The 24192-nt window shown below is 51.4% G+C and carries 23 protein-coding genes; 7 read left to right on the top strand and 16 right to left on the bottom strand.

Annotated features, from left to right (window positions below):
• The first annotated feature begins 110 nt into the window (after nucleotides 1-110).
• Complete coding sequence (locus SFA31_RS08675; RefSeq protein WP_322837635.1) at nucleotides 111-272, top strand: hypothetical protein; 162 nt, start codon at nucleotides 111-113, stop codon at nucleotides 270-272.
• Between the two features lie 1000 nt (nucleotides 273-1272).
• Nucleotides 1273-1944: a DUF1120 domain-containing protein gene (locus SFA31_RS08670; RefSeq protein ID WP_322837634.1), complete on the top strand. Its 672-nt coding sequence runs from the start codon at nucleotides 1273-1275 to the stop codon at nucleotides 1942-1944.
• 426 nt (nucleotides 1945-2370) lie between these two features.
• Here SFA31_RS08670 and pgpA read toward each other — a convergent pair whose 3' ends face one another.
• The 6 genes from pgpA to nrdR form a co-directional block, all read right to left on the bottom strand.
• Nucleotides 2371-2886 carry a phosphatidylglycerophosphatase A gene (gene pgpA / locus SFA31_RS08665; protein ID WP_322837633.1) on the bottom strand — a complete coding sequence of 172 codons (516 nt, stop codon included), beginning with the start codon at nucleotides 2884-2886 and terminating at the stop codon, nucleotides 2371-2373.
• Nucleotides 2864-3841, bottom strand: coding sequence for a thiamine-phosphate kinase (gene thiL / locus SFA31_RS08660; RefSeq protein ID WP_322837632.1), 978 nt, complete (start codon nucleotides 3839-3841; stop codon nucleotides 2864-2866). Before thiL ends, pgpA begins: the two co-directional genes overlap by 23 nt.
• Nucleotides 3842-3894: 53 nt before the next feature.
• A complete protein-coding gene (gene nusB / locus SFA31_RS08655; RefSeq protein WP_322837631.1) occupies nucleotides 3895-4314 on the bottom strand; it encodes a transcription antitermination factor NusB in 420 nt (139 codons plus the stop codon).
• A gap of 19 nt (nucleotides 4315-4333) precedes the next feature.
• Entirely contained in the window at nucleotides 4334-4804 is a 471-nt protein-coding gene (gene ribE, locus SFA31_RS08650; protein WP_322837630.1) for a 6,7-dimethyl-8-ribityllumazine synthase, read from the bottom strand.
• A gap of 95 nt (nucleotides 4805-4899) precedes the next feature.
• Nucleotides 4900-6003: a bifunctional diaminohydroxyphosphoribosylaminopyrimidine deaminase/5-amino-6-(5-phosphoribosylamino)uracil reductase RibD gene (gene ribD, locus SFA31_RS08645; protein ID WP_322837629.1), complete on the bottom strand. Its 1104-nt coding sequence runs from the start codon at nucleotides 6001-6003 to the stop codon at nucleotides 4900-4902.
• 5 nt (nucleotides 6004-6008) lie between these two features.
• Nucleotides 6009-6458, bottom strand: a complete 450-nt coding sequence (gene nrdR, locus SFA31_RS08640; RefSeq protein ID WP_322837628.1) for a transcriptional regulator NrdR — start codon at nucleotides 6456-6458, stop codon at nucleotides 6009-6011.
• A gap of 148 nt (nucleotides 6459-6606) precedes the next feature.
• Here nrdR and SFA31_RS08635 point away from each other — a divergent pair, with 148 nt between their 5' ends.
• Nucleotides 6607-7191 carry a DUF3251 domain-containing protein gene (locus tag SFA31_RS08635; RefSeq protein WP_322837627.1) on the top strand — a complete coding sequence of 195 codons (585 nt, stop codon included), beginning with the start codon at nucleotides 6607-6609 and terminating at the stop codon, nucleotides 7189-7191.
• Nucleotides 7192-7208: 17 nt separating this feature from the next.
• Here SFA31_RS08635 and SFA31_RS08630 read toward each other — a convergent pair whose 3' ends face one another.
• A complete protein-coding gene (locus SFA31_RS08630; RefSeq protein WP_322837626.1) occupies nucleotides 7209-7373 on the bottom strand; it encodes a hypothetical protein in 165 nt (54 codons plus the stop codon).
• A 269-nt stretch (nucleotides 7374-7642) separates the two neighbouring features.
• On the opposite strand from SFA31_RS08630, the gene SFA31_RS08625 reads away from it, so the two are divergent.
• The gene (locus tag SFA31_RS08625; RefSeq protein WP_322837625.1) at nucleotides 7643-8500 is read left to right on the top strand and encodes a nucleoside-specific channel-forming protein Tsx; all 858 of its coding nucleotides are present in this window, start codon (nucleotides 7643-7645) and stop codon (nucleotides 8498-8500) included.
• A gap of 510 nt (nucleotides 8501-9010) precedes the next feature.
• On the opposite strand, the gene secF is transcribed toward SFA31_RS08625, so the two are convergent.
• Genes secF through tgt form a run of 4 tightly spaced genes read right to left on the bottom strand, consistent with a single transcriptional unit; the run spans nucleotide 9011 to nucleotide 13352 of the window.
• A complete protein-coding gene (gene secF, locus SFA31_RS08620) occupies nucleotides 9011-9985 on the bottom strand; it encodes a protein translocase subunit SecF (protein WP_322837624.1) in 975 nt (324 codons plus the stop codon).
• Nucleotides 9986-9995: 10 nt separating this feature from the next.
• The gene (gene secD / locus SFA31_RS08615; RefSeq protein ID WP_322837623.1) at nucleotides 9996-11843 is read right to left on the bottom strand and encodes a protein translocase subunit SecD; all 1848 of its coding nucleotides are present in this window, start codon (nucleotides 11841-11843) and stop codon (nucleotides 9996-9998) included.
• A 27-nt stretch (nucleotides 11844-11870) separates the two neighbouring features.
• The gene (gene yajC / locus SFA31_RS08610; protein WP_322837622.1) at nucleotides 11871-12203 is read right to left on the bottom strand and encodes a preprotein translocase subunit YajC; all 333 of its coding nucleotides are present in this window, start codon (nucleotides 12201-12203) and stop codon (nucleotides 11871-11873) included.
• 21 nt (nucleotides 12204-12224) lie between these two features.
• Nucleotides 12225-13352: a tRNA guanosine(34) transglycosylase Tgt gene (gene tgt / locus SFA31_RS08605; protein WP_322837621.1), complete on the bottom strand. Its 1128-nt coding sequence runs from the start codon at nucleotides 13350-13352 to the stop codon at nucleotides 12225-12227.
• Nucleotides 13353-14021: 669 nt separating this feature from the next.
• Here tgt and SFA31_RS08600 point away from each other — a divergent pair.
• Both SFA31_RS08600 and SFA31_RS08595 read left to right on the top strand, forming a co-directional pair.
• Nucleotides 14022-14726 carry a DUF1120 domain-containing protein gene (locus SFA31_RS08600; protein WP_322837620.1) on the top strand — a complete coding sequence of 235 codons (705 nt, stop codon included), beginning with the start codon at nucleotides 14022-14024 and terminating at the stop codon, nucleotides 14724-14726.
• Nucleotides 14727-15131: 405 nt separating this feature from the next.
• Nucleotides 15132-15818: a DUF1120 domain-containing protein gene (locus SFA31_RS08595; protein WP_322837619.1), complete on the top strand. Its 687-nt coding sequence runs from the start codon at nucleotides 15132-15134 to the stop codon at nucleotides 15816-15818.
• 227 nt (nucleotides 15819-16045) lie between these two features.
• Here the strand turns inward: SFA31_RS08595 and queA are convergent, their stop codons facing one another.
• On the bottom strand, nucleotides 16046-17110 hold the full coding sequence (gene queA, locus SFA31_RS08590) for a tRNA preQ1(34) S-adenosylmethionine ribosyltransferase-isomerase QueA (protein WP_322837618.1): 1065 nt from the start codon (nucleotides 17108-17110) through the stop codon (nucleotides 16046-16048).
• An 89-nt stretch (nucleotides 17111-17199) separates the two neighbouring features.
• On the opposite strand from queA, the gene SFA31_RS08585 reads away from it, so the two are divergent.
• Nucleotides 17200-17778 carry an ACP phosphodiesterase gene (locus SFA31_RS08585; protein WP_322837617.1) on the top strand — a complete coding sequence of 193 codons (579 nt, stop codon included), beginning with the start codon at nucleotides 17200-17202 and terminating at the stop codon, nucleotides 17776-17778.
• Between the two features lie 205 nt (nucleotides 17779-17983).
• Here SFA31_RS08585 and proY read toward each other — a convergent pair whose 3' ends face one another.
• The 4 genes from proY to phoB form a co-directional block, all read right to left on the bottom strand.
• Entirely contained in the window at nucleotides 17984-19348 is a 1365-nt protein-coding gene (gene proY / locus SFA31_RS08580) for a proline-specific permease ProY (protein ID WP_322837616.1), read from the bottom strand.
• A gap of 66 nt (nucleotides 19349-19414) precedes the next feature.
• Complete coding sequence (brnQ, locus tag SFA31_RS08575; protein WP_322837615.1) at nucleotides 19415-20734, bottom strand: branched-chain amino acid transporter carrier protein BrnQ; 1320 nt, start codon at nucleotides 20732-20734, stop codon at nucleotides 19415-19417.
• Between the two features lie 1188 nt (nucleotides 20735-21922).
• Nucleotides 21923-23242: a phosphate regulon sensor histidine kinase PhoR gene (gene phoR, locus SFA31_RS08570; protein WP_322837614.1), complete on the bottom strand. Its 1320-nt coding sequence runs from the start codon at nucleotides 23240-23242 to the stop codon at nucleotides 21923-21925.
• A gap of 113 nt (nucleotides 23243-23355) precedes the next feature.
• The gene (phoB, locus tag SFA31_RS08565) at nucleotides 23356-24045 is read right to left on the bottom strand and encodes a phosphate regulon transcriptional regulator PhoB (protein ID WP_322839330.1); all 690 of its coding nucleotides are present in this window, start codon (nucleotides 24043-24045) and stop codon (nucleotides 23356-23358) included.
• Nucleotides 24046-24192: the final 147 nt, after the last annotated feature.

The raw sequence follows: 24192 nt of genomic DNA, 5'->3' as shown, positions 1-24192 counted from the left end.
GCCCCTTTCGCACCATCATACAACCGGAACCAACAGACCTAAAAATAACCGCCTTATCGTGGAAGGATTTATACAGTTTCTAATCACCAGACAGCGTCAAGGTTTAGGATATGAAGGATAAATTAGGGAAAGTCCCGGCGGCTTTTGCACGGGCCGCGCGCACCGCCAGCGCGGCAGAAAGCGCGGAGGTAAAAATATCGGTACTCTTCTATACGCCTGAGATTGGTGGGCAGTTGTCGACTATGGCACTATTAAAGCCGCCGATATTTTGAAAGGCGATTTTACTGTTTTACCCGCACAAACGATTAGTTTTGCTATGACCCGTGGCGCTCCTGCCCCAGAGTCGCGTTCAACGCTATCGATACCAAAAGCGACTCACTGGCTCGCCCGGCAGGTAAAACCGTGCTTACCATTGATATCGACGATACAAAGCCTGTTAACGGGCCGGGTATGGATGGGGATAAGAAAAGAGGTGCAATATTTAATAGCGTTTAAATATCTTACCATTGAAGCGGGAACTTGCATAACACGGTGATATTGCCAAACAGTGGCAACATCACGGGATTTAAAAGGTATACCCGGCCGTGGTCTGGATAGTTAACCTCTTTTGCATCGAGTGAAGGTGACAGTAACCTATAGCGTTCACCACTATGAATGCAACATTCCAATGACGGTCCACAATCAATAAAGGCGCTGGGTTAGGCTTGACTAAAGCTGAACATCCGGGCGCCCCCCCCTCTCGAACCGTACTATTTATAATTAACGCTTATTGATTAAGTTAATTTTTATGGGTGAAACTTCAACCGACACCTTTAAAAAAATCACCACAACCACGGTTCTCCATCTGAAAAACGTTTAATTGCACAGAAAATTCATCAATAGCGCAATCAGGACTCTATTCTTTATAAGCATGGGTGAAATAACCAATCACAGAAATAAAAAAGATTAACCAAACCAACAATTCACTCTTACCAAAAATATTTCCCACCCTATAATCTTATTAAAAATAAAAGATCAAACACGATATTCTGGCCATTGCCCTATATATTTTTTTAAAAAAAGAAAATTAGATGAACAAAATCAAACTTATTACATATTGAAATTGTATAAATTTAATGGGTGACTTTTCTCAAAAGTAAATATCCATATTTACCCAAAACCTTACTTTAAGTACCATCCTACAATCTAAACCGGCGGTTATAAAATAAATAGCATCCGGCAGATGATATTCACACAATTTAGTTATTACCAGAAAGCACCAAGGGATCTGAAATGAAACATAAACCAGGGAAAGCACTCGCTTTAGCGGCGCTAGCGCTGACTGTGAATACCGCTACGGCCGCAGACAGCGTCGATGTGAAAGTCATCGGCACTATTGTTCCCACCGCCTGTAAGCCGGAAATTGCCGGTGGGTCCACTATTGATTATGGCACTATTAAAGCCAGCGATATTGTACTGGATGACTATACTGTGCTGCCGAGAAAAACTGTCGATTTTACTATCACCTGCGATGCACCGGCAAAAGTCTCACTTAAAACCATTGATGTTAAAAGTGACTCAATGGTTCGCCCGATTGGTAAAAATATACTGACTGTCGTTGTCACCGAGACTACCCCTCTGCAGGGGCTGGGCATGGACGGCACAAGTAAAATAGGAGCATATCGAATGCTGCTTAGTGGCGTAACCGTGGATGGCGGTACGTCGGTAAAAAACCTTCTCTCTGCTGATGGCGGCAAGTCATGGTCTAAGCCAGTATATTTATGGCTCAGCCCAGACTATATAGCCTCCGTAGGCGCTGCCGCTGGCGATAATACGCCATTAGCTTTTACGACGCTTAGCGGAACATTCCAGCTTCAGGCCGCCATCAATAAAGGCTCCGAACTGGATCTGACTAAAGCGGTGCATCTGGACGGCCAGTCGACTGTCGAACTGTACTATTTATAAGTTATTTGTAAGTTATAAGTCACGCCTGCTTTTCAATTATCTCCTTTTCCGGGCGTCATTTAAAATGGCGCCTAGAATACATAATGTTCGTATCCTATTAATAGCAGCCTCTATTTATCTTAGAATTATTTTTAACTTATTATTAAATATCTCCAGATAATTATTTGGCGTTGCTGCGCACCAAAACAAAGCATTAACTCTATAAAATTAATAAAGCTGACTATCTATTTTCGCGGTAACTTATCCAGATATCATGAATTGAGCTGGCTGCCGCGCTAGCCATATCGGCGATAAGCGCTCAGCGTTATTGATTCGGCTTGCGCTCTAAATATCGCGCGGTTTTAGCCCATAAAACGCGGCGCACCTAAAAGCGCGCCGGAAATAAAAAAATTTCTCATCGGATAAAATCAGGATTGAGGTTCAGGACTATAACAGCCCAATAGGCCAGTAATGCCCAATAAGCCAAATGATCCCCGCAGAGATAATGCCGGCGATAATATCATCAACCATAATGCCCATTCCGCCCTGCACGTTCCTGTCGAACCAGCGGATTGGCCAGGGCTTCCACATGTCCAGGATGCGGAAAATCACAAACCCCACGGCAACCCACCGCCAGTCATTTATCGGCAGCGCCATCAGCGTTATCCACATTCCGATAAACTCATCCCAGACGATACTGCCGTGATCGTGCACGCCCATATCCCGCGCGGTGCGATGGCACAAATAGACGCCGATGCAAATCCCCAGCATCACCACCAAAGAATAGAGCTGCCAGGGCAGTAAAATAAGCAGACACCAGAAAGGGATCGCCGCCAGCGATCCCATGGTGCCTGGCACCACCGGACTAAGCCCGCTGCCAAACCCTGTAGCCAGTAAATGCCACGGATTTCGTAAATTCAGGCGGCGCTTCGCTTCCGCCTTACTGCTGTGCAAAGTGGTCATAACCCTTCCATGCCAGCGTCACCGGCTGGCCATTTTGCAAATACTGAATGCCTTCCGCCGCCGCGGTGGTTTGTCCGATACAGGTGAACGGCGTTCCCAGATAGCCCAGCGCCACTTCCAGCGCACCGCGATTACGCTCTGGTACGGTGAAGCAAAGCTCATAGTCTTCACCACCGGAAAGCGCCCAACGCTGGGCCTGTTCGGGCGTCGCGCTTTGCGCCAGCGCCGCCGAGTAAGGTAAAGCATCGAGCATAATACGGGCGCCGCAGCCGCTAGCTTTAAGGATATGTCCTAAATCAGCGACCAGTCCATCGGACAGGTCAATGGCGCTACTGGCTAATCCGCGCAGCGCCTGGCCTTGTAAAATTCTTGGTACAGGCCGCAAATGGCGCTGCAATAAATAATCAGTGTGCTTATCATCCGACGGCGCAAATTGCCCCAATAATACGGCCAGGCCCGCAGCGCTGTCGCCGGGGGTGCCAGTAACGAATATCCAGTCGCCCGCGCAGGCACCGCTGCGCTTTAACGCTCGCCCCTGCGGCAATAAACCATGAATGCCAAGCGTCATCGCCAACGGCCCGCGCGTGGTATCTCCGCCAATAAGCTGCATTTCATAATAATCGAGCTGCTCAAACAGGCTATCGCTGAAGGCCGCCAGCCAGTCTTCGTTGACTTCTGGCAGCGTCAGCGCCAGGGTTGCCCAGGCGGGTGTGGCGCCCATGGCCGCCAAATCGCTCAGGTTAACCGCCAGCGCTTTATACGCCAGATCGCCGGGCGCGATATCGGCCAGAAAATGTATTCCACAGACCAGCGTATCCTGGCTAATAGCCAGCGTTTGCTTCTCGGGCACATTCAATAACGCGCAGTCATCACCGATACCGGTTTCAACATCACGCCGGACGCGGCGTACGCGGTCAAAATAGCGGGCTATAACAGAAAATTCATCGCTTGCCAAAGCAGTTAGCCTCAGTCGGACTCAAAATTAAGGCCGGTAAACCGGCCTCGAAGTTATTTTTTGCGGGGACGTATATGCGGCGCGGCTTTATCGAGTACGCCGTTGACAAATTTATGACTGTCTTCGGCGCCAAAGGTTTTCGCCAGTTCGATACCTTCATTGATGGCCACTTTATAAGGCACATCGTCACGTTTCGCCAGTTCGTACAGCGCCACGCGCAGCACCGCTTTCTCCACCTGCCCAAGTTCGTCAAGCTGACGCGACAAATACGGTTTCATCAACCCGTCAAGGTATGCGCTGTTGGTCGCTACCCCGGTGAGCAGTTCACGGAAATACGTTATGTCGACGTCTTTAACATCCTGGTCCGCCAGGAACTGATATTCAACATCGGCAATGTCGTTCTGAGATAACTGCCAGGAGTAGAGCGCCTGGACGGCACACTCACGGGCACGACGACGAGCAGCAGGTTTCACGGAATTCCCCTTACAAAATTCAGGCTTTAATCGCCTTTAGTACATTAATCATTTCAAGTGCGGTCAGCGCAGCTTCAGCGCCTTTATTGCCAGCTTTAGTACCCGCGCGCTCAATCGCCTGCTCAATGCTTTCCGTGGTGAGTACGCCAAAAGAGACCGGAATGTCACATGCCTGTGCAACCTGGGCTAAACCATTACTGGCACCCCCCGCGACATATTCAAAGTGCGCGGTACCGCCGCGAATCACTGTTCCCAACGCAATAATCGCATCGTATTTGCCGGTTTTCGCCAGCGCCTGTGCGGCCAGCGGTAGCTCATACGCACCGGGAACCCAGACCACGGTAATATTTTCTTCACTGACCTGACCAACACGCTTTAGCGCATCAATAGCGCCATCCAGCAGGCTGTCATTTATGAAATTGTTGAAACGCGCGATAGTAATTGCAACGCGCGCGCCCGGGGCGGCTACATTAGCTTCGATAATATTCATACTTATCCTTTAACATATTTACAGGCCCCGCAGGGGGGCGGATTCTATCATACTCTTTCACATACTGCTTACGGTTTTGGGGCCGGGTGAATATCCTATGCGGGCGTCAGCGTGAGGCGAAGATCTGGCCCAACTGCGGCAACCTGGCTAAAGACCAGTTTAGGCGCATCCGCCAGCCTGGTTAGACCAGGCAATGTGCACAAACCTCTCGCAGCATTTCCTAACAGCTTGGGCGCCAGGTACACGATAATTTCGTCCACCAGGCCTGCCTGCAGCAGCGCACCCGCGAGCGTGGCCCCCGCCTCTACCCAGACGCTATTAATCTGTTTTTTACCCAGAATCATCATCAGGGCAACCAGGTCCGGACGATCGTTATGCTCAGGGATCGCTATCTGCGAAACGCCCGTGGGCCACGATTCTGCATCAGGCTGTATCCGGGCAAGCCAGGTTTCTCCCGGTAATTGCACCAGACGATGGCGAGACGTTATTCTGTTAGCGCCGTCCACCACCACCCTCACCGGCTGGCGTAGCGCTGAGCGCGGATATAGCGCCTGAGTTTGCGCATCGAGCTCGTCCCATCGCACGGTTAAAGAAGGATCGTCTGCCAGCACCGTACCGCTGCCGGTCAGTATGGCTGAGCTTTGCGCACGGAAACGCTGCACATCGCGCCGCGCCTGTACCGAGGTAATCCACTGGCTTTCCCCGTCAGCCATCGCCGTGCGCCCATCCAGCGAAGCACCAAGCTTTAACTGCACCCACGGAAAGCCTGTGCGCATGCGCTTTAAAAAACCGCGATTAAGCACTTCCGCCTCGGCCATCATAAGGCCGTGGCTTACGGCAATACCGGCATCGCTCAGGCGTCGCAAACCGCGTCCGGCAACTTGAGGATTAGGATCCTGCATTGCAGCCACTACGCGCGCCACGCCTGCGGCGATAAGTGCGTCACAGCAGGGCGGCGTGCGGCCATGGTGACTACACGGCTCCAGCGTCACATATACCGTCGCGCCGCGAGCTTTATCGCCAGCCATACGCAGCGCGTGCACTTCCGCATGCGGCTCCCCCGCCCGATAGTGAAACCCCTCTCCCACAATCTTCCCTTCGCGAACGATTACGCACCCGACATTGGGGTTAGGTGTGGTAGTAAAACGACCGCGCCGCGCAAGAGAAAGCGCGCGTGCCATATAAATTTCATCCTGCATTACTATTAATCCTGTAGACGGGCGATTTCTTCACCGAACTCACGGATATCTTCAAAACTACGGTAGACAGAAGCAAAACGGATATAGGCTACTTTATCGAGCTTTTTGAGCTGCTCCATCACCAGACTACCAATCTGTTTACTGGGCAATTCGCGCTCGCCGGTACCTCTTAGCTGCGATTTAATATGGTTGATTGCCATTTCGACATCGTCAGCGCTCACTGGCCGTTTTTCCAGCGCTTTTAGCATTCCGCTACGCAGCTTATCTTCATTGAACGGTTCGCGAATATCATTACTTTTAATCACCCGCGGCATGACCAGCTCAGCTACTTCAAATGTCGTGAAGCGTTCATGGCAAACCAGGCACTGGCGGCGGCGGCGTACCGAGGCGCCTTCCCCGACCAGGCGAGAGTCAATCACTTTGGTGTCCACGGCGAAACAGAATGGGCAGTGCATACGGCTACCTGAAATAAGAGAAAATGGGGAGTAGTTTACCCCGAACTCGCAGGCCGGCAAAACGGCATGTACTTTGAGAGTAAAACACTATGCTTTCCCACGGGCATCGCCTACGCTGCGTTAACTGACTGAACATAAGGAATCTTTTATGCTAAAAACTCCGGGCATCAAACTTATTCTCGCAAGCGGGCTGCTGACATTAACCGCCTGTAGCGCTCCGCGCACGCAGGTTCAGGAAACCAAAGAAGAGGTCAGCGCTCTGGCGCAGAAAATGAACCGTTTAAATCAGCAAACGGTGAAACTCACTCAGCAAAATACGTTAAATGCACAATCGAAACAGGGCGTCTATTTACTTCCCGCCGCCAAAGCACCGGCGCAATTAGAGAGCCAAATTGGCGATTTAACGCTCAGGCTGGATAATATTATCGCCTATGGCACTGGCACAAAGGCCACGCTCACTATTACAGGTGACAGCATCAGGCCACTGCCCGCTTTTTCTGGCGAGATCGTTTGGGGAGAAATTCAGGGTACGATCGAGGATTATCGGGAAGTCAATACGCATACCCGAACGATAAGTGAAGCGGCCAGCGTTCTGGTACCGAGCGATATTGTCATTCAACTGGACATGCCGGATATCGCGCCAGCGCAGCTCGGGTTTGTGCGAATACACGATATTGTACCGACCGATCCTGACTTTAAACCTGCGGCCAGGTCCCCGTTTGGCAAGCATTAATGTTGATGGTCGCGTAGCTAATAAGGCAGGGTCGCCAATGCAACGCGCCCCTGCCTGTTAAGCCCGATCAGCGCCTGAGTGACGGCGATGAAACGCGTCGTCATCTGCTCACGCCACGCCACGCCACGCCACGCCACGCCACGCCACGCCACGCCACGCCACGCCACGCCACGCCACGCCACGCCACGCCACGCAGAATGAAACCACCTGCTCCATGGAATATAAAGAAATTTATTCGTTTATTCAGACAATCCCCCCCCCAAAACGCCGACAGAATAAACCCTGAAACGCGACCGCAATCGATTACCAGAGAAAGATAAATGTGAAGAAACACATATTTTTGTGAGAAATGATTTTTATAATAGCCCGCTCGCCTGTTTAAGTTTAATCAGGCAGCGCATACATTCAGGGGTGGCCATTGCGGCCATTCAGCAATCACAGTGGCAATTACATGAAAAAAATGATGTTAGCGGCAGGCGCCGCCCTTACTTTTATCGGCTCTTTCACCGTTAAAGCTGCAGATAATTCCGGTGAGTTCGTTTCTGACTGGTGGCACCAGAGCGTCAATGTCGTCGGCAGTTACCATACCCGCTTTGGGCCGCAATTACGCAACGATACTTATCTGGAATATGAAGCGTTTGCTAAAAAAGACTGGTTTGATTTTTATGGTTATATTGATGCCCCGCGCTTTTTTGGCGGCGACAGTAACGCGCGCGGGATCTGGAATCACGGCTCGCCGCTTTTCATGGAAATCGAACCGCGCTTTTCAATCGATAAATTAACCGGGCTGGATTTAGGATTTGGCCCGTTCAAAGAGTGGTACTTTGCTAATAACTATGTTTATGACATGGGACGCAACAGCGCTAATCGCCAAAATACATGGTATATGGGGTTAGGTACCGATATTGATACCGGCTTGCCAATGGGGCTATCACTAAACGTATATGCGAAATATCAGTGGGAAAACTATGGCGCCGCTAACGAAGATAGCTGGGACGGATATCGCTTTAAAATAAAGTACTTTGTACCGATAACCGATTTATGGGGCGGAAAACTCAGCTACATCGGCTTTACCAACTTTGACTGGGATTCCGACCTGGGCGATGAAGCGTACCGCACCAATAACTCTATTGCTTCCAGCCACATCCTGGCCCTGAATTACAGCCACTGGCATTACTCCATCGTCGCACGTTATTTCCATAATGGCGGCCAGTGGGAAAATGGCGCAGGCCTTAACTTTGGAAAAGGCGATTTCAACGTGAAATCCACCGGCTGGGGATATTATCTGGTTGCCGGTTATAATTTTTAATAATCATTAGTGCGCCATTAAATTTCCAATGCATTATGTAATCAGGGGCCAAAAAGGCCCCTGATTACATGCTTAGCGACACAGTTATTCTTATGTATTAGCAGCACCATATTCCGCTAGTAAAACGAAAAAACCATCCAAACTCCCGATTATAAAATATTAGCATCGCTAATGCTGCGGCGTTCTCAAGGCAATCAGTATCGAATTTGACGGATTTTCAGGCAAAGTTACAGGCGCAGGGGTTGAGGCAAAGTATGTCATCCGGGAAATAGCGTTTAGAACGCGCTAATTGCGGACATCCTCACCGGCGTATGTTTATCTGAGCCAGGACAGAACCAACAGCGGGCTGAGGAAGGCGAAATTTGTTCAATAACGGAAGCCTGGCGGAAAACTAAAAGGCCTGGGATCGATAACGTTATCAATCCCAGGCCCTGAGAGTAGCTTAACCTAAGCGGCCCAGCTTTATGATTCAACACCATAAAACTGAGCATTTTCACAATCACAAATAGGTTACGGCAAAATTGACGGCTGATCCGCCCCTTCTTTCTCAACCTTCTGCTGGATTAAGTGTTCACGCTTCATCCCAAGCTTCAGCGCCAGCGCAGAGGCAACATAGATAGACGAGGCAGTACCAATGGATACCCCGATAAGCATGGTCAGCGAGAAACCTTTAAGCATCGCACCACCAAACAGATAGAGCATCAGAATAACTACCAGCGTAGTGCCTGACGTTATCAATGTTCGGTGCAGCGTCTGGGTGAGCGAGACGTTGAAGATTTCGTAAGGCGTGCCGCGCCGTATTTTGCGGAAGTTTTCACGAATACGGTCGGAAACCACAATACTGTCGTTCAGCGAGTAGCCAATAACCGACATTAGTGAGGCCACAATCGTCAGATCGATTTCTATCTGAAACAGTGACAGCACGCCCATTGTGATTACCACGTCGTGCGCCAGCGCGATAACTACGCCCGCAGCCAGTCGCCACTCGAAGCGGAAGCCCACATAAATCAAAATACAGATCAGCGCGACCAGCAGCGCCATGCTGCCGGTTTGCGCCAAATCGGCGCCGACGCTCGGCCCGACAAACTCAATGCGCTTCACGGCCGCGTGCTGGCCGGTGGCGCTATTGATAACGTTAACCACTTTCGTGCCTAACGTTTGCCCGCCGGTTTCACCGCCCTGCGCTGGCGGCATGCGAACCATAATATCCCGACTGCTGCCGAAGTTCTGCAGTAGCGGATCGGCGAAGCCGGCTTTTTCCAGCGACTCACGCATCATGTCCATATCCGCAGGTTTTTCTAGCGAAATTTCGATGACCGTACCACCGGTGAAATCCAGCCCCCAGTTAAAGCCGCGCACCCCGATAATAATTATCGACAGTATTAGCAGCAGGCCAGAGATGCCAAAGGCCCAGTAATCCCAGCGCATAAAGTCCCAGACTTTACGGCCGTGGTTCAATTGTTCAACGGTATAATCCTGTGCCACAACGCACTCCTCAGATAGACAGCTTGTTGACGCGTTTGCCGCCATACAGCAGGTTGACGATGGCACGGGTACCAACTATCGCGGTAAACATTGAGGTTGCCACGCCGATGCCGGTCGTGATCGCAAACCCTTTAATCGCCCCGGTGCCCACAGCGTACAGAATAATCACTTTGATAAGCGTCGTGACGTTAGCATCCACAATGGAGCTAAACGCGCCGCTATAACCTTCATGAATCGCCTGCTGCACTGAACGTCCGTTGCTCAGTTCTTCTTTAATACGTTCATTAATCAAAACGTTAGCGTCCACCGCTACCGCCAGGGTCAGTACGATACCCGCAATGCCCGGCATGGTTAGCGTCGCACCGGGCAACAGTGACATAATGCCAACAATTAACACCAGGTTCGCAATCAGCGCCGTCGTCGCTATCAGGCCGAACTTCTTGTAGAAGAAAACCATGAACAGAATAGAAGCGATTAGACCCCACAGGCAGGCTTCCAGCCCCTGTTTGATGTTCTGCATCCCGAGCGTTGGCCCAATCGTGCGTTCTTCAACGATTTGAATCGGCGCAATTAGCGCACCTGCACGCAGCAGCAGCGATAGCTGACGAGCCTCATTCGGGTTGTTGATACCAGTAATTCGGAAGCTATTGCCCAAACGCGACTGAATATTCGCGATGTTGATAACCTCTTCCTGTTTCACCAGCACCGCGCGCCCGTTGGCATCTTTACGACCGCTGTCTTTATACTCCACAAATAGCGTTGCCATTGGCTTGCCAATGTTGTCTTTCGTGAAGTTAGACATCATATTGCCGCCCGCGCCGTCCAGAGAAATATTAACCTGAGGCTGGTTATATTCATCCAGGCTGGACGTCGAGTCCGTAATATGATCGCCCGTTAGAATAACGCGCTTGTACAGCACTACCGGCTGGCCTTCACGCATATTTTTAACTTCAGAATCGCCCGGGACGCGCCCGGCGGCGGCGGCGGACGGATCGACGCTGGTGTTGACTAAACGGAACTCAAGCGTCGCCGTCGCTCCAAGAATTTCCTTGGCGCGCGCGGTATCCTGAATCCCTGGCAGTTCCACAACGATGCGATCCGCACCCTGGCGCTGAACCAGCGGTTCGGCCACGCCAAGCTGGTTTACACGGTTACGTAAGATATTAATGTTTTGCTGAACCGCATAATCACGCGCTTCCCGCAGACGATCGTCAGTCATGACTGCGCGCAGCGCATTTCCACCCAGGCTCGTTACCACCAGATCGCGATGGCGCGGCTGCAGATAAGCAATCGCTTTATCGCGAGTATCAGCATCACGAAATGCGATAGTCACACCATAATTATTGGCTTTACGCACATTGCTCCAGGCAAGACCTTTTTCGCGCAGATCGCTACGCAGGCCGTCGATATTTTGCTCCTGGAGTTTGCTGAGCGCGGTTTCCATATCCACTTCCATCAGGAAGTGCACACCGCCGCGCAGATCAAGCCCAAGTTTCATTGGTTCCGCGGCAACCATCGATAGCCAGCGCGGAGTTGCAGGTGCGAGGTTAAGCGCAACGACGTATTGATCGCCAAGCTTGCTTACTAATGCCTCACGCGCGCGTAGCTGCGTATCGGTGGAATCAAAACGCGCGAGGATCGCGCCCTCTTCCAGCGCGACGGATTTTGGCGCCAATTTTTCTTGTTGTAAGGTACTCCGGACCTGTTCCAGTGTTTGCTCGCTGGCGGCGACTCCGCGCGCGCCAGTGATCTGAACGGCCGGATCCTCACCATAAAGGTTGGGAAGCGCATATAACAGACCGACGAGAATCACGACGATCAGCATGATGTACTTCCACAAAGGATAACGGTTTAACACGGCAATTCCCTTCGGGAAAACGAAAAATTACAGCGCCTTCATAGTGCCTTTCGGCAAGACCGCTGCGACGAAATCACGCTTGATAACGACTTCAGTCGTGTCATTGAGCGCGATGGCAATATACCCATTTTCCGAGACCTTCGTAACGCGCCCTACCAGGCCGCCGTTGGTCAATACTTCATCACCCTTCGCGATGGCATCCATTAGCTTTTTATGATCTTTGGTACGCTTCTGCTGCGGGCGTAGGATCATAAAATAAAAAATCAGACCGAACACAACCAGCATCAGGATCAGAGACATTGGGCTCCCTTGAGCCGGTGCTCCGGTGGCCGCAGCCGCATCAGAAATAAAAAAGCTCATTTACATTCCCTCATTTCAAAATTAATCAGTGGATAACGCGGGAACCGCTTTATCCTGACGAGTATAAAAATCTGCGACGAAGCGCTCTAATTTACCCTCTTCAATAGCCGCACGTAAACCGGCCATCAGGCGCTGATAGTAACGCAGGTTATGAATCGTATTGAGTCGCGCGCCCAGTATTTCATTGCATCTGTCGAGATGGTGCAGATAAGCGCGCGAATAGTGGCGACAGGTATAGCAATCACACTCCGCGTCGAGCGGCGAGGTATCACTTTTGTACTTCGCGTTGCGAATTTTCACTACGCCATCCGTAACAAACAGATGACCATTGCGCGCGTTGCGCGTCGGCATCACGCAATCGAACATATCAATCCCGCGGCGAACGCCTTCAACTAAATCTTCCGGCTTACCCACCCCCATTAAATAACGCGGTTTATCCGTCGGGATCTGGGGGCAAACGTGCTCCAGAATGCGATGCATATCCGCTTTGGGTTCGCCTACCGCCAGTCCGCCGACAGCGTAGCCATCAAAGCCGATATCTACCAGGCCTTTTACCGAGATATCACGTAAATCTTCGTAAACGCTGCCCTGGATAATTCCAAACAGTGCATTAGGATTACTCAGGCTATCAAACCGTTCGCGGCTGCGTTTTGCCCAGCGCAGTGACATTTCCATTGAACGCTTAGCATAATCCCAGTCGGCGGGATAAGGCGTGCATTCATCGAAAATCATCACGATATCCGACCCAAGATCGTACTGAATCTCCATCGACTTTTCAGGACTCAGGAAGATAGAGTCGCCGTTAATCGGATTACGGAAATGCACGCCTTCTTCTGTAATTTTGCGAATATCACCGAGGCTAAACACCTGAAAACCGCCGGAGTCGGTTAAAATCGGCCCGTGCCACTGCATAAAATCATGCAGATCGCCGTGCAGCTTCATGACCTCCTGCCCCGGGCGCAGCCACAGATGGAAAGTATTGCCCAATATAATCTGCGCGCCGGTATCTTTAACTTCTTCTGGCGTCATGCCTTTAACGGTGCCGTATGTGCCCACAGGCATAAATGCCGGCGTTTCTACCGTGCCACGCTCAAACACCAGCCGACCGCGCCGCGCGCGCCCGTCGGTGGTCTGCAATTCAAATTTCACCTTTCCTCCCACATCAGAGAAACAGTCTGATGGAATACAAAAAACCGCTTATTCTAAACTAACTGCCTGCGCCGCGCCATTAACCGCGCGGTGATACATCCGATTTACCCGGCGTAATGACGGTATTATCATCAGATACGCGCTTTTTTTACACATTTGCACATTCCATTCTTATGCTTTTATCACTACCCAGCCAGCCAGCCAGCCAGCCAGCCAGCCAGCCAGAAATGGGATGCTGCCGGCTCTGCGTCAGTCAATGGCTGGCAAACTATTTTTTCGGATCGTTAATATCAGAAAGGCATGTACAAAAACGCAAGGATGAATACCCGCAAAACGCATTGTTAATAGACGGGATAAATGAGCATAAAATAATGCCGTTGAGAACTGACGCCGTATGTCCGGTAATTTCTTAACCTATTAATATATTGCGGAGCGGGGTATATATAGCAGCCTTTACAATAAGGTGTAATGAATAATCTTATCTCTATGATTCATCAATAAAATCCCCTGCCATATATCAATATCACAGTGACTTTTCTCAAATTTCTTTACATATATTCACTTTTAAACGTTACGCAGTATTATCCCCTCTGGCTGCAGCGGCTGACATGGGCATTAGGTCGGTAAGTTGAAGCAGCGTAACTCATGATGAATAACCAGGAAATAACAATGTATACAACAGGGAAAATCGCCACCATCGCCGTACTGGCGATGGCTATCAATACCGCAATGGCGGCAGACAGCGTCGATGTTAAAGTGATTGGGACTATTGTTCCTGCGGCCTGTACCCCGGCAGTGACCGGCGGTGCCACCTTTGATTATGGTACTATTCCTGCCAGCACCATTCCCGCCGATGACTACACGGTTCTGGGCGTCAAAACGCTCGACTTTAGCATTACCTGTGACGCATCCGCCAAAGTTGCGCTGCGCGGCGTAGATGGTAAAAGTAATACTGCAGCAAAACCCATCGGTAAATCCTTTAACGATCCCGATAATACTCTGATCGATGCAAGATCCTGGATGTTTGGGCTCGGTGCCGAAGAGCCTGGGAAACTTACAGGCAGCTATCGGATGTGGATTGAAACGCCGACGGTGAAATTGGACGGTAAAGCCGCAGGGCAGGCACTGATAAGTAGCAATCTGACCTCGGCCTCACCGACCTGGGCCGCATCGCCAAATCAAACCGTGCTGATTACCAGCCCAAATAATCGCTATTATGCCTGGTCAACCGACGCAACAACCGCACCCGCGTCGTTCACTACTATGACCGGCACTCTGTCAGTTCAGGCCGCTATTAATAAAGGTTCCGCACTAGACCTTACCAAAGCAGTGCACCTGGACGGGGTAGCCACCGTTGAGCTTTATTATCTGTAATTAAGTTATCTCAGCGTACTACATATATACAGGCGCCCGCCTTTACGGGCGCCTGTTATTTTTACGGCTAAACCGCGCTTTGCCGGTACAGCTATATCGACCGGGTTCTATATTATGATACTGAGATTGCACTTTATTAATAATCCATTACTTATTAAGGCGTTAATCAGTGTCTTTAAAATAATCGGCGCAACTTCAACAAAAAGTTTCTTTATTTTTCTTTACAGTCCATCAAATAAATTATTTCAGTTTTAAATGATTTACCATGGTGACTTATCCCAAAATAGTCACTCAGTATTCCTTGCCAGGTTTACTTTCGGTATTATCCCGCCACGCGACTAAAACAGATGGCAATCGTCTGTTCCTTCCTTAATCATGATTTACAGAAAATAAAGGTGTTTGGCCATGAGAAGCCCTGGTTTAAGACTCATTACAGCTCTGGCCGTATTTACTACCTATAGCGCTATCGCCGCAGACAGCGTAGAAGTAAAAGTCATTGGTACCATTGTGCCGGCAGCCTGCACGCCCAGCATTGTCGGTGGTGCAACCATAGACTATGGCACCATCAAAAGTAGTACCCTTACCGCCGATAATTACACGCTACTCCCTGTGAAACATCTCGATCTCGCCATTACCTGTGATGCGCCGGCAAAAGTCGCCTTGTCACTCATGGATATAAAGAGCGATTCCGGCACAGCACTGGCAGGGCTAACGCTACTTGATTCCAGCGCGCTGTCTACGCAGCTTGGGCTGGGCCAACAAAATGGAAAAAATATCGGCGCCTATGCTATAAGCCTAACCCGTGATGCGCTTTACGTTGATGGGCAAAACGCCGATACAATTTCTGCTGCCAGTACGCTTAAATGGAGCGTGATCGCCGACCGCCTGTATTTCAGGGACACCGATAATCTGGTCTCTTTTAGTCAAAAAGGGGCGACCACACCGATGGCTTTTACTACGCTCAATGCTTCTTTGGAAGTTCAGGCCGCCATTAATAAAGGCTCAGAACTTGACCTGACTCGCCCATCCATCTGGACGGCATGTCAACTATTGAGCTGCATTATTTGTAACACCGCTAACACGCCAGATTAAATGCACGAAGCGCCCTTTCCGGGCGCTTTTTTTATGACGATGAGATAATGATGCCAACCAGATGTGCTGCGCTTTAGCTCTTAAAGCCGCTTTATCACTACGCGGGCGTACACCCGGGCGGGCCTCGAATATTATTACTTCAACCAAACCTTATCAGGAACGTAGGCCACCGATAATTATATGATAGGCAGTCTGACGCAGCGGCGTGGTAAAACTGGCCGCAGGGATCACGGCCGTTCGTCAATCGCCTGCGGATTTTGGGTAATAAACATGGCATCGCCGTAGCTAAAAAATTGATACTCCGCCGCTACGGCTTCCCGATAGGCGCGCATTGTATTCCGATAACCGGCGAACGCTGAAACCAACATAATCAGCGTCGATTCAGGCAGGTGAAAATTAGTTATCAGCGCATCGACCACCCGGTAGCGGTAGCCGGGGTAGATAAAAATCTGAGTATCATCGAAAAACGGTTCAATCTCCGCCTCTTTTGCCGCCTGCGCTGCGCTTTCCAGCGAGCGCACCGACGTAGTACCAACCGCAATCACGCGATTACCGCGCGCGCGACAGGCCAACACTGCGTCCGCCACCGCCTGCGGCACCTCGGCGTACTCAGAGTGCATAATATGCTCTTCAATACTCTCTACTCGCACCGGCTGGAAAGTACCGGCGCCGACGTGCAGCGTAACGAATGCCAGCTCGATGCCCTTACGGCGCAGCGCTTCCAGCAGCGGCTCATCGAAGTGCAGGCCCGCCGTAGGCGCTGCCACGGCTCCCGGCTTTTGGCTATACACCGTCTGATAGCGTTCCCGATCTGCTTCCTCATCCGGGCGATCGATGTACGGCGGCAGTGGCATATGTCCGATATCATTCAGGATTGCCAGCACGCCGCGCGCATCATGAAACGCCACCTCAAACAGCGCGCCGCGCCGCGCAGTCATCGTCGCGCGCACCTCTTCACGCTCACCCAGCAACAATTCCGTCCCCGGTTTAGGCGCTTTTGAGGCGCGAATATGCGCTAATACACAGCGGTCATCCAGCACTCTTTCTACCAGCATCTCCAGCTTTCCGCCGCTCGCTTTACGCCCATAGAGACGCGCGGTAATTACGCGCGTATTATTAAACACCAGCAAATCGCCCGGATTAAGTTTATCCAGTAAATCGGTGAACACGCCGTGCGTTAAGTCTCCCGAAGGCCCGTCCAGCGATAATAAACGGCAGGCGCTGCGCTCCGGCTGGGGATAGCGGGCAATCAGGGATTCAGGCAGTTCGAAGGTAAAATCGGCGACACGCATGGTAAAACACTCAGACGGGAAAACAGGCGGCCTAGTCTAGTGCCGGGGCGCGTTCCCTGCAACCAATAAGCCCGTAGAAAAGGTTACGCATGAATTTTCTGGCACATCTTCATCTCGCAAGGCTGGCAGACAGCTCTCTGCTCGGCAATCTACTGGCAGATTTCGTACGCGGTAATGCTGACGAGTGGACACCCGCTGTGGCTGCGGGTATCGCCATGCATCGCCGGGTTGATGTGCTAACCGATGCCTTACCGCAGGTGCGGGAAGCGCGCCAGTGGTTTCGCCCGCAAACGCGGCGCGTCTCGCCCATCACGCTTGATGTCATGTGGGATCATTTTCTCTCGCGCCACTGGGCAGAACTATCCGCGGAACTGCCTCTGGAGCAGTTTATCGCTCTCGCCAAAGCGGAAATCACGCCACTGCCGCCGCATGCACCACCGGAGTTTATCGCGCTGAACCAGCATATGTGGTCCGAACGCTGGCTGCAGCGCTATCAGGATATGTCTTTTATCGCCAGCGTGTTAAACGGCATGGCTAACCGCCGGCCGAAACTCGGCGCTCTGCGCGATTCCTGGCACGATCTGAACGCCAACTATGCAGGGTTGGAGCGCCTGTTCTGGGCGTTTTATCCCCAGATGATGGACGATGCGCGGAATAAAAAGCTGTAACACGATGAGATAACCCGCAGGCGCTGAAAGAATGGTAAGGCGCAATGGTCGCAGCGCCGCCACGCACCTGAGATAAAAGCTGATTCAGTACCGGCACCGCCGGGCACGGCACACACCGCAACGCTGGCTTTCGCAAACGCCATCTTGTAAAAAAGGGGAATACTTTCCCCTTTTTCAGAACATTTTCGTCGTGCAACCGGTTGGTCTATCGCAGGCGGCGGCGCTCTCGGTAACCTTTACACCACCAGCCCACCAGCAGCAATGCTATCCACGCAAATCCCACATACAGCGAAATACGCGTATCCGGATGGTAGCCAATGAGCGCGATAATAAAGGCTAAAAAGATAAGCCCAATAAATGTCATCACCACGCCGCCTGGCACTTTAAACTTCAGCGCCGCCGCTTCTTCAGCGGACAGACGGCGGCGGAATGCTATTTGCGACAGCAGGATCATTATCCAGACCCACACGGTGGCAAATGTCGCCAGCGACGCAATCACCAGAAAGACATTTTCTGGCATTATATAGTTCAGATACACCGCCAGCAGCAGCGCCAGCGTCATCACTACTACGGTTACCCACGGGATACCCCGGCGCGAGGTTTTAGCAAAAATCTTCGGCGCGCTCCCCTGCTCCGCCATTCCGTGCAGCATTCGCCCAACGCCAAAAACATCGCTATTAATCGCCGACAGCGAGGCGGTCAACACCACAAAATTCAAAATCGTTGCGGCGAAGGTAATGCCCATATGCTGGAAAGTCATCACAAACGGGCTGCCGTTCGTTCCCACCAAATTCCAGGGATAAATCGACATAATGACGAACAGCGTACCTACGTAGAACACCAGAATACGCAGCGGAACAGAATTAATCGCACGCGGGATCGATTTCGCCGGATCTTTCGCCTCCCCGGCCGTAATACCGATAATTTCTATTCCGCCATAGGCAAACATCACCATTTGCAGCGACATCACCATGCCGAGCCAGCCGTTTGCGAAAAACCCGCCGTGAGTCCATAAGTTATGCACCCCGGTCGCCTTACCTCCGTTGCCAATTCCCCAGACAATCATGGCCACGCCCGCGACAATCATCACGATAATGGTCGCCACTTTGAAAAATGAGAACCAAAACTCCATTTCGCCAAACACTTTGACGCTCATCAGATTAATGGCGCAAATCAATAAAACGACGCTGAGTACCCAAATCCAGTGCGGCACAGTGGGAAACCACACGCTCATATAAATACCGAATGCGGTAACATCAGCGATAGCAACAATTAATATTTCAAAACAATACGTCCAGCCGGTGATATATCCGGCCAGTGGCCCCAGATTCTCTTGGGCGTAGCGGGAGAAAGAGCTGGCAGAGGGGTTATGAACTGACATCTCACCCAGCGCGCGCATGATGATATAGGCAATTACGCCACCAATAATATAGGCCAGCAGCACGCTCGGCCCCGCCATTTTTATTGCATCTGCGGAGCCGTAAAATAACCCGGTGCCGATGGCTGAACCCAGCGCCATAAAACGAATATGCCGTGTGCTTAAGCCGCGTTTAAGCTTGTTTTTTTCCATTGAACACATCCACTAAAATAAAAAAACCACGAGGGGATAGCCTCGTGGTTAATACAAACCGTCGACTCAGTGCGCCGCAGAGGTCTTAGACGCCCCCGCTAAGCGATCCCAAATAATGCACGCTATCAACACGCACACCGATGGCGCAAGCCAGGCCAGCCCCTGGTCCGCAAAAGGCAATTTTGCATACCAGGCGGGCAGGCTTACTTTCAGTGTCGACGCTTTTATACCATCCAGCACGCCGAAAATCAGGCTAATAAACATGGTGGGAGCCATAATCCGAGTTGGGTTATGCCACAGCGGGCGCGTAAAACTGAGCACCACCAATATGATACAAGGCGGATAGATCGCCGTCATAACGGGGATAGAGACCTGAATTAACTGACTTAAACCCAGGTTGGAAATCACCATCGAAAATCCACCGAGAATGAAGACCAGTGTACGATAAGAAAACGGCAGATATTGCGCAAAAAACTCAGCGCAGGCGCTGGTCAACCCCACCGCCGTCACCAGACAGGCAAGGAAAATCAGTGCCGCCAGTAGGAAGCTGCCAAAGCCGCCAAAAGTGTGCTGCACATAGGCATGGAGAATAGCCGCGCCGTTCGCGGACTGATCCACCAGCGACATGCTGTCGGAGCCGAGGCGAAATAGCGCCAGATACAATAGTGTGAGACCGATACCGGCGATAATGCCAGCCCAAACGGTATAGCGGGTTAATAGTTTTGCCGAGTTAACGCCGCGTGAACGCGCGGCGTTGACGATAACAATGCCAAATACCATCGCCCCCAGGGTATCCATTGTCAGATAACCATTAACGAAACCGTTAGAAAACGGCGCGGTCTGATAAATATCTGTCGCCGTGCTAATCCCCCCCGCCGGCCATAGAATCGCAGCGACTGACAAGATTGTTAACGCGATAATCTTCAGCGGCGCCAAAAAATGCCCTACGGTATCGAGAAGCTTGCCAGGATAAAGCGACACCAGAATCACCAGCGCGAAATAAACGATGCTATAAATCAGCAGAGGCAACGAGCCATCGCCGGTTAGCGGCGCTATCCCCACTTCAAATGAGACCGTCGCCGTACGCGGCGTTGCAAACAGCGGCCCCACGGCGAGATAACAAACTACGGCCAGCAAGACCCCGGCCACGCGGCCAATAGGTGAACTCAGGCTATCAATACCGCCGCCAACGCGAGCAAGCGCGATCACGGTTAAAACCGGCAATCCCACCGCGGTAACGAGGAAGCCAAAGGAAGCCAGCCAGACATGCTCACCGGCCTGCAAACCCACCATTGGAGGGAATATAATGTTGCCCGCGCCGACAAACAGCGCAAAGGTCATAAAGCCCAACGCGATAATGTCGCGAGAAGTTAAACGATGGGTCATAAGATAATGCAACCTGTGGATGTGGTGTTGTAAACGTTAATTTTTGCGCGCTTATTCCTGGCGCAAAAAATAGTAATATTCATCAATGACGCCGGGAAATCCTACCCGCCGGGCGCGGCGAAGAGTCGTTATTCAGTTACCGCCCCGTATGGTCAATCTGACAATTAACGGGAGCTAATTAAAACGCTTATAGCGTTTGAAGGCAACAGGGGTTTGCCAAACCAGTAGAATATGCTGAATATAAAAATTTTCCTGGAAACATCTGCCAGTACAATAAAATTTACCCCGTTTATCATGCGAACAAAAAACAGTCACCGTTCTCAGGCTGCATTATTCTATCGTTGAAGTAAAACAGACTAGCACTGCCACGCTGCGCCGTTTTTCCATACTATTTCCCAAAACCATACGCTCAGTTCGCCGAAAATCATCGGCCGCTCACTACTACTAATGTGGGCAGAAACGCAGGGTATTTATACACGGCACGTACGCGGCGTGGCACCGCCTAAATAGCATTATAAGCGGCATCAGAAATCGACGGCCGGCAGTTCGCCGAAAACTATCGGCCGCTCACTACTGCTAATGCGGGCAGAAACGCAGGGTATTTATACACGGCACGCACGCAGCGTGGCGCCGCCTAAATGGCATCATAAGCGGTATCAGAACTCGCCGGCCGGCAGTTCGCCGAAAACCATCGGCCGCTCACTACTGCTAATGTGGGCAGAAACGCAGGGTATTTATACACGGCACGTACGCGGCGTGGCGCCGCCTAAATAGCATTATAAGCGGCATCAGAAATCGACGGTCGGCAGTTCGCCGAAAACCATCGGCCGGTGATACCGATTAACATGAGCAGAACCGCAGGGTACTTGCATCGCACGCCGTGCACACAGCGTGGCGCTAGCTAAACTGCACCCTACACCTATAAATGGTGCCGAAAGCCGCCAGTCGTCAATAGCTCTGGCTCTGCGCTTTGATGCCACGCGCGCTCTGTCTTTGGCCAGCAAAAAATAGCCTCTACTTTCAATTGAGTTTTCACGCAGGAAAGCGCCCTGCTTGCCTGTAACCTTCGCCCCCGATAGTGAGCTCTCAATCCTCGTCAGAAGGCTCAGGCGATGACCTCTGACTCCCCCGCTCTGGCAGGAAAGAGGCCAGAACGGCTTGCGTCGATAGCCTGCAATCAACGCACACTCAATTTGCATCAACCTCAAGTGAGCTAACCGCGTCGTGCGTTACCAGACAGACATCCGGCAGCACAAACGAAAAACGAGCGCCCTGCCCCGGGGCGCTTTCGATAATCAGCGTCGAACCGTACTGCTCCAGCGCATGTTTGACGATAGCCAGCCCCAGGCCACTGCCGCCTTTGCAGCGCCCGCGCGCCGCATCAACGCGATAAAAGCGCTCGGTTAAACGCGGGATATGTTCTGCCGGGATACCCGGCCCATTATCACTGACGCAAAATGATCCACCCTGCGGCGTTTTGCGCCAGCTTACCGTCACCCGCGTTCCTTCCGGCGTATGCCCAATCGCATTGAGTATCAGGTTGGCAATAATGCTGTATAGCAATGACTCACTGCCCACCACCTGCAAATTGGGGGCCGCATCGATACTTACTTCATGGGACGGTCCCAGGGCATGCGCTTCGCGCTTAATCTGTCCAAGCAGCGTACAGATATCCACTTCAATATGCTCACCCTGTTCCGGCTTCGCCTCAATACGAGAAAGGGTTAAAAGCTGCTTTACAAGCGTATCCATTCGCTGCGTCTGCTCACGCATCGCATCCAGCGCTTTCTCACGCTGCGCTTCCGGCAGCGCGCCTTCCGCCATGATTTCCAGATAGCCTTGTAATACCGTCAGAGGCGTGCGCAATTCATGGTTAACATCGGCAAAAAAGCGGCGCCGCAGGTTTTCAAGCCGGTGTATTTTGGTTACGTCTCGCGCCACAATTAGCCGCTGACCAGCGCTGTAAGGCATAACGCGAAATTCAAGATGTCGCCCGTTATTTAGCTGCAAATTTAGCGCCTGAGTAAAATCATGTTCCTGTATAAAGCGATGAAATTCCGGATAGCGCAGCAAATTTTGAATATTTTGCCCGGCATCTGCCGGCCAGCGAAGATGTAATAAACGCTGGGCTAATTGATTACACCAAAAGATGTCTCCCTCATCGGTAGTCAAAACTACCGCATCGGGCAGCGACTCTGCGCCGCTGCGAAAACGCTTTATCAAACCGCCCAGCTCTTTGCGTCGCTTCTTATTGCGTCTTTGATGCAAATGCAGCCCATACATGACCGGCGCCCAACTGCCGCTGCCGGGCGGCGGCGTCATGCTTTTATCTACCCAAAGCCACTGGGAAAGCCGCATCAGATTATAAAAATGCCACAGTAACAGGCACAGCGTCGCCGTAAGCCAGCACCATGCAAGATGCCCGCATAATATACCCAGCAGCAAAGCAGGAATGCTGATAAGTGCAAACTCGGCAATAAGCTGTTTCCACGACAGTTTCTCCAGCACGCTTTGCTCCTGTTAATCGCTGATAGCCAGGCGCTGGCTTCTATTATCATTTCTATTACTTCTATTACGTCAGTTTGATGGCGCCTGCGCAGTAAAACAGATGAATCGAATAGTTAAACCCGCGTAGAGAAACGATACCCTGCCCCGCGCACGGTTTGGATCATACGATCGTGACCACTCGCTTCCAGCACCCGGCGCAGCCGACGAATGTGTACGTCTACCGTACGATCTTCAACGTACACATTGTTACCCCACACGTTATCCAGCAGGTGCTCGCGGCTGTAAACCCGCTCCGGGTGAGACATAAAAAAGTGCAGGAGCCGAAATTCCGTCGGCCCGAGATCCAGCGCTTTGCCAGCGGCATCAACGCGGTGTGATATAGGGTCGAGTAACAGACCCAAAGCCTCAAGCGGCGGCTTATCAACGGCGGGAGAGACCCGCCGCAGCAGGGCTTTTACCCGCGCCACCAGCTCTTTGGGAGAAAATGGCTTCGTCATATAATCATCCGCGCCGGCATCAAGCCCGCGCACGCGTTCTTCTTCTTCACCGCGGGCGGTAAGCATTAATACGGGAATATCACGCGTCTGTCGCGTATATCTGATGAATTTCAGAAGCTGTAATCCTGAACCGCCGGGTAACATCCAGTCGAGCAACACCAGGCTGGGAAGCGGCTCGCATAATTGACGCTGTGCGTCAGCGTAGCTTTCGGCCTCAAGCGTGTGAAACCCGTGCTGCATCAGCGTTAAACACACCATCTCACGAATTGCCGCTTCATCTTCTATTACCAGAATATGTTTCGTCATCATTCCTCTGTTCAGGAAAATGGCTACGGGGTGTTATCGTAAACAGTATGAGCCATTTTTGTGACAAAAATATGAAATTACATATTCTCCAGTTCTTAGACTCTGCGTAATGCTGCCCTCACCTCCCCACACAGTTATAATCGCCCC

Origin of the sequence: Erwinia sp. HR93, assembly GCF_034555055.1 — a bacterium.
GTDB classification, from domain to species: domain Bacteria; phylum Pseudomonadota; class Gammaproteobacteria; order Enterobacterales; family Enterobacteriaceae; genus Apirhabdus; species Apirhabdus apintestini.
Note: the sequence above shows the minus strand (reverse complement) of the source record. Positions and strands in the feature narration are given on the sequence as shown.